Below are 12554 nucleotides of genomic sequence, written 5' to 3'. Positions count from 1 at the left end.
CCGTCGTGATTTCTATCTCCTGTACGAACGATTTTGGCGCGCATTTCGAAGAAAGCCATCCACATGGATGTCAAAACAAAAAGCGCAATCTTCGGAATGGTTTCAATAGCTACTAGCCTGATTACGGCTGCCGCCCTACTGGAATTCTATGTGCGTTTAACGCAGGCAGACGGCACTAATTTTGACATCGAAATGTGGCGTTACGCCAAAGAGCTGAAAGTGGTTAGTGACATACCCGGTGCAGGGCACGAACACACCCCTGGAAAGGGTGGGGTTTACATGGGGGTCCCAGTAACAATCAACTCAGCAGGTTGGCGCGATCGCGAACATTCCGTGGAAAAAGAGAGTGGCACTGTTCGGATCATGATGCTTGGCGACTCCTTGACGTTTGGATGGGGCGCAAGACCTGAAGACGTCACATCATATCGATTGGAAAGGCTGCTGAACGCGAAGGAAAAAAAATTCGAGGTCATAAATACTGGGATTGGAAATGCTAACACAGCTATGGAAGCAACGTACTTCATGAAGAAGGCGCACGTATACAAGCCTGACATCGTCGTACTGAACTATTTTATTAATGACGCAGAGCCAACACCGCGAAGGACGGAGAATTTCTTTCTAGAGCACTTCTATTCAGCGGTATTCATCGCGGGTCGTTTCGATGCCGTTATGCGAACATACTTCGGCAAGGCTGATTGGCAGCACTATTACCGCGGTCTCTATCAAGAGAATGAATCCGGCTGGTTGGTTGCGCAGGGTGCGTTGAAAGAACTTGCGAGCTATTGCAAGGCGCGAAACATCAAACTCATTGTAGTTAACTACCCGGAACTGCACGAGCTGTCCCCATATCCATTTCAAGATATAACGAATCTCGTTGCCTCCAAGGTGAAAGCGCTCAGTATACCATTTCTGGACCTTCTTCCGGCTGTGGAAAATCAAGCCCCACAGTCCCTCTGGGTCACGAAGACAGACTCCCACCCAAACGGCAAAGCGGCCGGACTCTACGCGGACTCAATTATGAGAGCCCTAGTGGCCCAAATTCCCGAAGACTTTCGAGGGTCAAATTGAAGGAATCCTCTTCCACGGAAAACCGTTTGGAAGCAGATGCGCTGCTGAGAACGGCCGCTGTGAGGACGAGGGTCGTTCGCTTGAGGGCCCTATTGAACGAGATATGGGCAATCCTTGGTGTCGCTCTTCTTTTGCTGACGACTCTGGAAGTATCGCTGACATCCTACTACGAGAGAGCTGACAAGAGAGAACGTCAAAGCGCCGCCAAAGCTGCAGCCAATTCTGGGGTGTATGCAAATCCCGACCTGGCGGAAGAATACTTCAAAGAACTCACCGATGCCAAGGCGCGGGTGTGGGCTTCATATACGCAATCACAACAAACGGACTATGCGGGCAAATTCATTAACGTACACGAAGGCACCAGAAGAACGTGGAACTCCGAGGCAATCAAGGATGATAAGCGTACCAGGTTAAAAATATTCTTTTTTGGCGGGTCGACTTTGTGGGGGCTTGGATCTAGGGACGACTTCACCATTCCCTCCCTTGTCGCCAAAATGTTAGCCGAAAATGGAATCAGCGCTGAAGTCACAAATTATGCAGTCATTGGGGATGTAACTACCCAAAGCTTGATTCGCTTCATTCTCGAATTGAGAAAGCGGAATGTGCCTGATTTGGTGGTCTTTTACGGCGGATCGGTTGAGGCTTTCTCCGCTTGTTATGAAGGAGAACCGGGCGTTCCGCTTGGCAACTCAAACCTCGAAAAGATATCTCCTAAAAAGGAGGCAAAAGCGCGCATAAGTATAAGGTTAGAAAACTTCGCGCTGATAAGACTGCTCACCGGCAAAACACAGCTCGCGGGGTGCTCGAAAAAATTAGACGTGTTGTCTGACGGAGCTCTGGATGTCTATCTAGGGAATGTTCGGTTTATAGAGGCTATTTCAAGGAGCTTATCCTTTAAAACATTATTCTACCTTGAGCCTCAGCTGTCTGATAAAGCACACAGGACAAAATATGAAGAGGATCAGCTTTTAAAATCAGAGAAACGGCTTCCAGGAAAAAACGATCTTTACTCTCTGATGAGAAGCAAGTTGGTCAAGAGAGAAGATGAGAGTTTGGAGCAAAACGTGTTTCATGACTTACGTACTATCTTTGCCGACGTTGCCAGCCCAGTTTACATGGACGGCGGGCATTATGGCGAGGATGGAAATGATCGGATATCTAGGAAGATCGCAGCCGACATATTGGCACTATATGCTCCCGCGAAGTGAACAACAGCGCTGGACCCGGTTGTCTGAACAGAGTTTTCGGCGCACCGCTCCACGCTCATGGCCAAGAACAGCCGCCAGCACCAGGGCATCCACCGCCGCCACAACCTGTACTTCTTCTTCGGAAATGCGCCTGCTGCTTCTCGCAACTGACGTCGCCAACCGAACAACTGTTGCGGCGACATGCCGTCGCGCTATCGCACAGACTGAGTCGCGCTACGATTACAGGGCAATGACTTCTTTGTCGCGGAAGACGAGATGTCGACGAACCGGTTGTCTGGCCGCTCACGTCGAGAGGATCTTGACGGATTTTGAACAGCGCCACGATCGCCATAGGGATGTCAGGCCTCGGCGATGAGCCTGGTGCGATGAAGGGCGGCAGTCCGTATCGAGCTTGTTAGTTGCTCCGGAAAGTCCTTAGGAAGGGCTTTGAGCACATCGTCAAACGCTGTCTCGAACGTTTCTGCGAGATCCTTGAAGATGGAGCGTACGACGGCAACCCCGACGCGGGAGATCTCGGCCGTCTGTATGAAGTGCCGAGGTAGGATTTCATTCACGGTGTAGTGTCGGCTCTTGCCGACCGACATCCCAAGCTTAAGTGCCTTGGGTTGAATTTGCTTCGCGTTTAGACTGGGTTGTGCACTTAGCACGTCATAAAGTGGTGTCAGACGAAAGCGGCCTCCGGGGCCGAGAAAGATGCTGAAATTCTTGGCGTGACCGTCAGTTGCTCCAATTAGCCAGAACACGATGCTCGCACGGAGAAACATCGTGAGATCTTGACTTGGTGCATCGCTTCCTTTCAGCAGCTCCAGAATGTCCTCTAGTCCGGGCCCGCCATCCGACTGATATTTTCTGGTCGGCGGTACCGACAACGCTTGGCAGCAATCCTCCTGGGGCAGGCGGAGCAATCGCTTGTCGCTTGTCCAGCGGCGATCAAAACGCTCGACAACGAGCGTCCGGCGGCCTCCAAAATCAGTCATCTCGACGTTCGCTGCCGGGATACCAAGAGCTGAAATGAGTTTGAGGCAGAAGAATTCGTTCTCGACGCTGTTTGAGAGATCAATGCCGTTCGGCAAGCGCCCTATTTGCGGCTTCAGGATATGGGTGGTGGCGGTGGTCCCCACCGGCTTGTACCATTTGCCGTCCTGGCGCAGCAAAGCGGTCTTTTCCTGCGCACCGGCGATGGAAATTCGGAAATCTTCGTCCTCATCGAGACCGAGCGGAGCCGCCGCCAGATTTTGAATGATATGCGCGACTTCATCGTCACTGATGAGCTTGCCTTCGATCTTGCCCGGCGGTCCCGGATCGATGCCTTCCGGTAGAAATTGGAGTGCCCCGACGCAGTCATGTCCGAGAGCCGAGAGCATGCTGTAGGCGTCCGTACCGGTCGCGCCGACACGTTCGGCGACGCGCCTGCGTATCGGTTCGCCGTCCGGCAGCAGATTGTCGAACACGTTGATGACCGGAGCGCCGATATAGCGGTCCTCGCGAAGGGGGAGGGAGAGCGAGATCGGGAAGGTCGACTGCCATGAGAGCCATTGCGCATCGTAGCGAAAGTCGATGGCGCCGCTGGACTCGCGCTTGAGTACCCCGACCAGGCGGCCATTGACGAACACGTTTAACGGAGCGTTGGCTTTCGGACGGGGCATTAGAATGCGCGCTCGATATCGGCCGCACTCGCTTTACTTCGCGAGCGAACCACCAATTCCAAGTCAAGGGCAGCCAGCGCTTCCATCAGGGTGTGGAGTTGAACGGCGGGTGCGCCCGCTTCAAGCCGGGACACGGTTCCCTGACGCAGGTGGATGTTTTTTCCGAGCTCGGATTGCGTCAGTCCGGCCTGCTTGCGAGCCCTTCGTAGAATGGCTCCCAGTTGTTTTTCGTTGCGGGCGATGTGCTGCGGCATGTGAACCTCGGCACCAGTATACGCAGTTGCGTATACGCAGTCAATATACGCAAGTGCGTATATTAAGAAAATAGACGCTAGCGCGTATAAACTCAGAATATACGTAGTGCGTAAATCTCCCGCCATATTCCGGAATGATCGAGCACTTTTCCCAGCCAAATCCGAGCAAGACCAAGGCTGGCGGCTGCCAATGCTATCGCCAAGATTTCGCAAGCCCTCAATCGATGGAAGAGCACGTCCGGCAACGATCAACGGTATGGCCATGGAGAAGGGCAAGCCCACGGGCCGGATCGATACGAAGCTGATCGAACAAGCGATCGAGTTGCTCAAGACCGAACAAACGATTGATCATCCAAGCCGGCGGCGTCGTTCTTTACCATGAACTCCTCGCCAACTGACTGGCCAGAGATAGCATGCGAGCCCGACTGTGGGCGTTGGGCGAGCCTGAGGTGAGACCATGCAAGCTGCTGCGCGCTCGCATCCGCCTCTAAAGATCATGAGTCATCAGCGGATCCCAGGAAGCTTCCTCCGGTGCGGATCATGGCCTGAAATTGAGAATCTCGGTCCGGCAGTTGAATTGCTTGCGTAGATGCTCGACGCACCGCCGATGGGAAGGCAACTCCGCGAAATCGCCTCAAAATCTCTAAACGATGACCACAAGAATCACGTTGCTTGCGACGGCGCCGTTCGCAGTATTGACGCGTTGAACGATCCGGTGAAAGCGAATGGCGTAGAGTGATGGAATCGTTCAATCGCGAACAAGTCCAGGAGAGATGATGAAGTTGGTGAAGACCTCTGTAGTCGCATGTGTCCTTTCGGCTTTGCTTGGAGGCCAAGTGCTTGCGCAAGACCTTTCGACCGACTCCAAGAGTCGCGGCGGCATGCAAGGCAAGAGCATACAGGGGGGTATGAGCGATGATGATGAGGATTCGACCACTCAGCTCGGCGCTGCGGACCGAAAGGCAGGTATGAAGCCGGTCAAGAGCACAAAGGGTGCAGCCGGCACTACCGGAATCGCTCCGAACAAGGGGGCAGCTGACGATTCTTCAGTCGGCGGCACGCCGACCGCCGGCAAGCGCCACTAACGCAGGCGATTCTTATCGGCAAACCTCCGGTCGCGCACAGGCGGCCGGAGGTTTTTTTCGTGTTCAGTTCGATCTCGGCGCGAATGGCCCAGCAGCAAGCAATAAAGTTGATTGCTGCGTCGAGGCTGTCAGCGCCCCCTCCGGCTCGTCCACGAAAATGAGTTGCTGGTCGGTATAGGGCGGAAGCTTTTGCCCTCGCTCTCGGCGAGTGCGAATGATTCAGCCAAGCGTTAGGTGCGCCCCGACCTGCTCTTGCTATCGTTTATCGAAATCGCGCAGCGCCGAATGGTGATGCTCGGCGCGGACGCGTCAGGCTCCGCAGCGGAGTGGCGGAGCTGCTACCCCCATGAATGGGGGCGTCACAGCGCGTTCCGGCAGGACATCGCTAGCCCGGCTGCCCGGATCGGGAGCTGACAACCAGGATCAGGCTTTCTTCGCCTGATCCGGTTAAGAACGTGCTCGAGCCGGATGCAGTGAAGAAGCCATCGCGGTGTTTCGTGCCATGAGGACTTTTGCGTTCTCATGCCAATCCGCTTTGCGAGCTTTATGCCAAGGCTTGTCGATCGGCATTCAAATTTGACCTCCCCGCGAATTGTTCGCAGGCTTGCGCGCTACTTCCGGAGTTCCTACGCTACGGCCGCGGAGCTCGGGACGGCTTGTCGGCGCGTTGCTGACGCGCGACGGACAATTGCAGCCGAGGGAGTTTGCCTGATGCAAGGGGATCCGAGATCGCACGGGCTCTGGGAACTGACGGCTCCGCATGCACCTCAGACCGCTCGTCTGGCTGGCGAGATCGACGTCGATGTCCTCGTCATCGGTGGCGGATATACCGGGCTTTCGTCCGCTCTCCATCTTGCAGAAGGAGGAGCGCGCGTCGCTGTCCTCGAGGCATCTGAAATCGGCTTCGGCGGCTCTGGACGCAATGTCGGTCTCGTGAATGCCGGTATGTGGGTCATGCCGGACGCTCTCGCGGCGACGCTGGGACAAACCCTTGGGGAGCGCCTGATCGATCTGCTCGGCGATGGGCCGCGACGGGTGTTCGATCTTATTGCGCAACATGATATTAACTGCGAGCAAGAGCCCAGGGGCACGTTGCATTGTGCAGTCGGACGCAGGGGATTGGAAGAAATCGAGGCTCGTGCTGAACAATGGCAGCGACGTGGTGCGCCGGTCGAGATTCTCGGCGCCGAGGAGACGCGCCGGAGGATTGGCGGCGGCGACTACACTGGTGCGCTGCTGGATAAACGCGCTGGCACAATTCAGCCGCTGGCCTATGTCCGTGGTTTGGCTCGCGCCGCGCTTGCTGCGGGCGCGAAAATATTCACTCACAGCGCTGCTCTCGCCGCCAGCGATGACGGCTCGCGCTGGAAGGTCAATACGGCAGCCGGATCTGTGCGTGCAGATTGGGTGATTGTTGCCACCGATGCCTACGCGCGAGGACCGTGGTCGCTGGTCCGGCAGGAGCAGATCCAACTGCCTTACTTCAACTTTGCGACCCAACCTCTCCCGGATCATTTGAGGGCATCGATCCTGCCCGAACGCCACGGCGCCTGGGACACGAAGCAGGTGCTCAGTTCATTTCGCTTCGACCGTGCAGGTCGGCTCGTTTATGGCAGCGTCGGTGCTCTTGAGTGGAGCAGTACAGCAGTGCACAGGGCGTGGGCCATCCGTTCGCTCGGCAAGCTGTTTCCTCAGCTCTCCGACATCGAATTCGAGGCCGGTTGGTTCGGGACGATCGGTCTGACCTCGGACAACCTACCTCGCTTTCACAAGTTAGACCGCAACGTCATTGGGTTCAATGGATACAACGGCCGCGGAATTGCGCCGGCCACTGTGTTCGGAGGCGTGCTCGCCTCCTATGTGCTAGGGCAGGTTGCGGACAAAGATCTTCCGCTTCCGATCGCACCGGTAGAGGAGCCGCGCTTCCGCGCCACGCGGGAGGCGCTCTATCGCATCGGGGCGCAACTCGTTCATTTCACCGAAGCCCGGCTCTGACCGTCAGTTCTCGGTAATCGCGAGCTCCACGCAAGGCACATCCTTGCTTTTCGCCGACGTATTACAGTTCCGCCGGCCTCAGAGAGGGCTATTGCCCATCTCGCTCGATCGCTGACGTAGGATGCCGATCATATGTTCCAACTCGCCACACCGTATCATCTCAATCGATCTCGTTTTCGCAGAGCCACTGGCGTCCTTCATATGCTAGCACGCGATGAAACTATTCCTCGCAGGCAGCGGCTGCCCCATCGACTCAGCAGATGTTCGAGTCCGCTAAACAGGTTAATCTCCGCAGAGCTGTCGAACATGCTCGGCACACACCAAAAAAAACCCCGGCATCGCTGCCGGGGTTTCGCATTTCCGCGGTTGGCCTTAACGGCTGGATCAGAAGTCCATCCCGCCCATGCCACCCATGCCGCCGCCCGGAGGCATCGCCGGACCGGCGCCGCCCTTCTTGGGCAGCTCGGCGACCATGGCTTCCGTCGTGATCAGCAGCGCAGCGACCGAGGCTGCATTCTGGATCGCGGTACGGACCACCTTGGTCGGGTCGATGATGCCCTTGGTGACAAGGTTCCCGTATTCGCCGGTCTGCGAGTCGAAGCCATAGGCGTATTGATCCTTTTCGAGGATCTTGCCGACGATCACCGAGCCGTCTTCACCGGCGTTGATCGCGATCTGGCGGGCGGGCGCGGAGAGCGCCTTGCGCACGATCTCGACGCCGGTCTTCTGGTCGTCGTTCTTGGTGCGCAGGCCCTTGAGCTGCTCGGAGGCACGGAGCAGGGCGACGCCGCCGCCCGGGACGATGCCTTCCTCGACCGCGGCGCGGGTCGCATGCATCGCGTCATCAACGCGATCCTTGCGCTCCTTCACCTCGACCTCGGTCGCGCCGCCGACGCGGATCACCGCGACGCCGCCAGCGAGCTTGGCGAGACGCTCCTGGAGCTTCTCACGATCGTAGTCCGAGGTGGTCTCCTCGATCTGCGCCTTGATCTGGGCCACGCGCGCCTCGATGTCGGTCTTCTTGCCGGCGCCGTTGACGATCGTGGTGTTCTCCTTGTCGATCATCACCTTCTTGGCGCGACCGAGCATGTTGAGCGTGACGTTCTCGAGCTTGATGCCGAGGTCTTCCGAGATCGCCTGGCCGCCGGTCAGGATCGCGATGTCCTGCAGCATGGCCTTGCGGCGATCGCCGAAGCCCGGCGCCTTGACGGCCGCGACCTTCAGACCACCGCGGAGGCGGTTCACGACCAGGGTCGCGAGGGCCTCGCCTTCGACGTCCTCGGCGACGATGACCAGCGGCTTGCCGGTCTGCACCACGGCCTCCAGCAGCGGCAGCAGCTCGTTCAGCGAGGAGAGCTTCTTCTCGTTGATGAGGATGTAGGCGTCGTCCATCTCAACGCGCATCTTGTCGGCGTTGGTGACGAAGTAGGGCGAGATGTAGCCGCGGTCGAACTGCATGCCCTCGACGACGTCGAGCTCGGTCTCGAGCGACTTGGCTTCCTCGACGGTGATGACGCCCTCGTTGCCGACCTTCTTCATGGCGTCGGCGAGGAACTTGCCGATCTCCGCGTCACCGTTGGCCGAGATGGTGCCGACCTGAGAGATCTCGTCGTTCGAGGTGACCTTCTTGGTGTTCTTCTGCAGGTCCGCAACCACCGCATCGACCGCAAGGTCGATACCGCGCTTGAGGTCCATCGGGTTCATGCCGGCGGCAACCGCCTTGGCGCCCTCACGGACGATGGCAGCCGCGAGCACGGTCGCGGTGGTGGTGCCGTCGCCGGCCGCGTCAGCGGATTTGGAGGCGACTTCGCGCACCATCTGCGCACCCATATTCTCGAACTTGTCGTCGAGCTCGATATCCTTGGCGACGGTGACGCCGTCCTTGGTGATGCGGGGAGCGCCGAACGACTTGTCGAGCACGACGTTGCGGCCCTTCGGACCGAGCGTGACCTTCACCGCGTTGTTGAGGATGTCGACGCCGCGCAGCATGCGGTCGCGGGCATCGACGCCGAATTTGACTTCTTTGGCTGACATATTGGTTTCCCTGAGTTGACTGGTCTCATCTCACCCTTGGCGAGGCGCCCGCAGGCGCTCCTCAGGGGTGAGCGGTGCGAGCGGTTGGATTAGGCGGCCTTCTTCTTGGCCGACGCGTCGGTGAGAACGCCCATGATGTCGCTCTCCTTCATGATCAACAGCTCCTGGCCGTCGATCTTGACCTCGGTGCCCGACCACTTGCCGAACAGCACGCGATCGCCGACCTGGAGGTCGATCGGAACCAGCTTGCCGGCCTCGTCGCGGCCGCCGGGGCCGACGGCGATCACTTCGCCCTGCGAGGGCTTTTCCTTGGCCGTATCGGGAATGATGATGCCGCCAGCGGTCTTCTCTTCTGCGTCGATGCGCTTGACCACGACGCGGTCGTGAAGCGGACGGAAGTTCATGCAGTCCTCCTAAGTAGTTGCTCGGGTTTGAATTTCAGAGTTGTTAGCAGTCGATGCCAGCGAGTGCTAGCGCGGGCCGGGCTCAAATGGGGCTGGTCCTTTCCGGAAGCAAGGGTTTCTGGCAGAAAAATAGATGCCCCGGGGTATTCGGCTCTTCGGCGGCATGCCGGCGAACAACCGGACCGGCGACCTGCCTTGCTGCCTCGGATTTTTCCTCACTATCCCGCGCGGACTCGGACTCGTGATGGCGCGCTGGAGCACGCCGAGCTCGCGCCGGGTTCTGATGACGCCACCAAGAAGCTCGATGCAAAGGGCAGGCCAGTCGACTTCAAAGACCTGCTGAGGATCCAGCGGCACTATCAACGTCCGCAAGTGAGAGCACGCATCGAGGGCGCTGGCTTGATCTGGAGAGCCGCTGTCTCGTGCCGTTCACGTCGTTCTTCCGGACACTATTGATGGCAAGAAGGTGCCGCGGTCCGGTTCGCTCCCGAGGAGACTTGCCCTGTTCTCGCATTCGCGAGGTCTCTGGACCAACTGGACCAGCGTGCGCAAGGCCAAGTAAGGCGAGATCCCCGCCGACATCTTCGCGCTTCTAACCTGCGAGCCGAACGCCCAGGTCGGCCGCGTCCCTGCGAAAGCAAAGGCGGTGATCCTGACGACGACCGCCGTGGCTCGCTGCTATGACGATTGCGGGCAGGTCAGGGGCTTCCTGCAACGCGGGCAGACGGGAGTGGTACTACAACGGTGGCGTTGGGCGACACGAAGAGGGCGAGAGATCAACTAAGAGGATCCGGCGGACGCTCGGCGAAACCAGGTGAACCGGGCAAGCTCGAACCAGATCCCGCAGGCTCCACTTCCGCGACGAGCCTTTCGGCTTGTTCGACGAGTTCGGACCGGGTGCGTGGATCGCGGATCCGGAGAAAAGCGCGGATCAGCCTAAGTCCCTGCAGATCGCTTTGCGCTGAAGACACATTGTCGTTCATTTCGAGCTCCCTGACTTTCTGTAGGTGGTCCTAATTGCAAGTGTAAGAATGCTCATCATCTCCCGCTGGTTGCAACATGAATCCTACAAAAAGGAGGGGTTCCGCTCAGACCTGAAAGCAAGTTCACACTGTCCGGAGCCGGCGCGGGTAGGATGCGCGCCACCGTTTCGCTTCATAGCCTCCCATCTTGTCGCAGAAGCGAAGCGCAATTCAGCGACTAAAGCAGCCGTAGCTGCTGCCCATACGTTCCAATACACCGATTCTGGTTGTGCGCCTTTCGACAATTCGGATGGGATAACGCGCCCGATGCCAGGCAAGAAACGGCCAGAAGCCAGCCACAGAAGAGCTGCTACAGCTTCTACGCCTCGTCTTAGACGTATCGCCTTCCTCCAGAGCGTTCAATTTCGCCGTCTACCCTCGCCATTCGAGAGCCGAATCCTTCGCGCAGCAACTACAGCTCTCGATCAAGAATGCTCCAATGACGTCGTAACGGTTGGGTGATAGGAGCAGCGCCATTGCATATCGAAGGCTCGCTGAGGCGATCGCGTTATCGAACGGCGCAGGGTACAATCAGACAGAGAGCATAAGGTCGTAGGCCGTGGCAATTAATCGTCGAACCTTCGCTGCAGCCGGGTTTTCTACGCTCGTGTGCGGATACGCACTGATGCAGCAAGGGCGGACCACGCCGTCCAGGAGGCCAGTGGTCGCCGGCTATGTCGCCCCGTGGAAAGCCCGGACGGGCGGTCCAAACATCAAGACGATCCCGGCGCGCGCGCTGACCCACTTGATGTACGCGTTCGGCACCGTTTCGGCAGAAGGACTGGCTGGACTTGCGGATCGTTGCCTCGACGCAGGAGCCTGCGACGGAACCGCGCCCTCGCCCCCGTTCGGCGGAAATTTCGTCCAACTCGCCGAATTGAAGCGGAGCAGTCCAGAGCTTCGCATCCTGATTTCGTTGGGCGGTTGGAGCGGGTCAAAATATTTCTCGGCCGCCGCTGCCACACCGATGTCGCGCGCGCGGTTCGCACAATCCGTTATCGAGGCGTTCTTTCGCCCGTATCCTGGTCTGTTCGATGGTGTGGATGTCGATTGGGAGTTTCCCGTCTCAGGAGGACGTCCAGGAAATCTCGCCCGCCTCGACGACCGTACGAATTTCACGCTCCTGATTGCGGAGCTTCGCCGAAGACTCATTGAGTTTTCCGCATTGGAGCGCCGGGAGCTCGAGCTCACCATTGCCGTATCTGCCGCCCCCAATAAGATTGTCAATCTGGATGCGGCCGCTCTGGCCCCGCTGGTCGACCGGATCCATCTGATGGCTTACGACTATCATGCGGGCTCGGCTTTTGCCGGCTTCAATGCCCCGCTGTTCGCCTGTGCCGGCGATCCAAATCCCCATCTCAATGTCGATGCAAGTGTGAATGCCTTGATCCGGGCCGGGGTGCCGCCGGGCAAGGTCACACTCGGCGTAGCCTTCTATGGCCGAGCTCTGGCAGACGTTCCGCAGGAGAATGCGGGACTTTTGCAAGCGGGGACGAGGGCGAGCGAGCAGTGGGGAGGGAGCGACGGCATCGATTATCGCGATCTCGTTGCCAGGCGACCGGAAGAGCGGGGCTTTCGCCGCTATTGGAGTGATGAGGCGCAGGTGCCGTGGCTCTATGACGCCGAACGGCGGATATGGATCAGCTACGACGATCCGCTCTCCATCGCACGCAAGACGATGTACGCATGCGCCCATGGACTCGCCGGGATCATGATCTGGGACCTGTTCGCCGACGACGGTTCGCTGCTGCTCGCGGCGCTCCACATGCTTCCTGCGCGAAGATTCGATTAGAAGGTCGTCATCACGTCGCCTTGAAGCGCGTCATCCGTGCGCCTCG

The 12554-nt window shown here is 58.2% G+C and carries 11 protein-coding genes; 6 read left to right on the top strand and 5 right to left on the bottom strand.

Translation table 11 applies throughout. From position 1 onward, the window contains the following. Positions 1–63 precede the first annotated feature (63 nt). Both JJB99_RS30980 and JJB99_RS30975 read left to right on the top strand, forming a co-directional pair. Positions 64–1068 (top strand): SGNH/GDSL hydrolase family protein, encoded by a 1005-nt coding sequence (locus tag JJB99_RS30980; protein WP_200495998.1) that lies wholly within the window; start codon positions 64–66, stop codon positions 1066–1068. A gap of 26 nt (positions 1069–1094) precedes the next feature. Further along, a complete protein-coding gene (locus JJB99_RS30975) occupies positions 1095–2276 on the top strand; it encodes an SGNH/GDSL hydrolase family protein (protein WP_200495997.1) in 1182 nt (393 codons plus the stop codon). A 338-nt stretch (positions 2277–2614) separates the two neighbouring features. On the opposite strand, the gene JJB99_RS30970 is transcribed toward JJB99_RS30975, so the two are convergent. Then, entirely contained in the window at positions 2615–3922 is a 1308-nt protein-coding gene (locus tag JJB99_RS30970; RefSeq protein ID WP_200495996.1) for a type II toxin-antitoxin system HipA family toxin, read from the bottom strand. After that, the gene (locus JJB99_RS30965) at positions 3922–4176 is read right to left on the bottom strand and encodes a helix-turn-helix domain-containing protein (RefSeq protein WP_200495995.1); all 255 of its coding nucleotides are present in this window, start codon (positions 4174–4176) and stop codon (positions 3922–3924) included. The genes JJB99_RS30970 and JJB99_RS30965 overlap by 1 nt, the downstream gene beginning before the upstream one ends. Positions 4177–4432: 256 nt before the next feature. Here JJB99_RS30965 and JJB99_RS36720 point away from each other — a divergent pair, with 256 nt between their 5' ends. The 3 genes from JJB99_RS36720 (at position 4433) to JJB99_RS30955 (ending at position 7256) form a co-directional block, all read left to right on the top strand. Next, positions 4433–4558 carry a hypothetical protein gene (locus JJB99_RS36720; RefSeq protein WP_283815999.1) on the top strand — a complete coding sequence of 42 codons (126 nt, stop codon included), beginning with the start codon at positions 4433–4435 and terminating at the stop codon, positions 4556–4558. A gap of 394 nt (positions 4559–4952) precedes the next feature. Then, positions 4953–5261: a hypothetical protein gene (locus tag JJB99_RS30960; RefSeq protein ID WP_200495994.1), complete on the top strand. Its 309-nt coding sequence runs from the start codon at positions 4953–4955 to the stop codon at positions 5259–5261. Between the two features lie 711 nt (positions 5262–5972). Next, positions 5973–7256 (top strand): NAD(P)/FAD-dependent oxidoreductase, encoded by a 1284-nt coding sequence (locus JJB99_RS30955; protein ID WP_200495993.1) that lies wholly within the window; start codon positions 5973–5975, stop codon positions 7254–7256. A gap of 384 nt (positions 7257–7640) precedes the next feature. Here the strand turns inward: JJB99_RS30955 and groL are convergent, their stop codons facing one another. The 3 genes from groL to JJB99_RS30940 all read right to left on the bottom strand — a co-directional run bounded on the left by groL (position 7641) and on the right by JJB99_RS30940 (position 10677). Then, positions 7641–9290: a chaperonin GroEL gene (groL, locus tag JJB99_RS30950; protein WP_200298516.1), complete on the bottom strand. Its 1650-nt coding sequence runs from the start codon at positions 9288–9290 to the stop codon at positions 7641–7643. A gap of 89 nt (positions 9291–9379) precedes the next feature. Further along, positions 9380–9694 carry a co-chaperone GroES gene (locus JJB99_RS30945; protein WP_200495992.1) on the bottom strand — a complete coding sequence of 105 codons (315 nt, stop codon included), beginning with the start codon at positions 9692–9694 and terminating at the stop codon, positions 9380–9382. A 776-nt stretch (positions 9695–10470) separates the two neighbouring features. Further along, entirely contained in the window at positions 10471–10677 is a 207-nt protein-coding gene (locus JJB99_RS30940) for a hypothetical protein (RefSeq protein ID WP_200495991.1), read from the bottom strand. A gap of 700 nt (positions 10678–11377) precedes the next feature. Here JJB99_RS30940 and JJB99_RS30935 point away from each other — a divergent pair. Then, on the top strand, positions 11378–12508 hold the full coding sequence (locus JJB99_RS30935) for a glycoside hydrolase family 18 protein (protein WP_200495990.1): 1131 nt from the start codon (positions 11378–11380) through the stop codon (positions 12506–12508). Positions 12509–12554: the final 46 nt, after the last annotated feature.

This window comes from Bradyrhizobium diazoefficiens (genome assembly GCF_016616235.1).
Taxonomy (GTDB): Bacteria; Pseudomonadota; Alphaproteobacteria; order Rhizobiales; family Xanthobacteraceae; genus Bradyrhizobium; species Bradyrhizobium diazoefficiens_H.
Note: the sequence above shows the minus strand (reverse complement) of the source record. Positions and strands in the feature narration are given on the sequence as shown.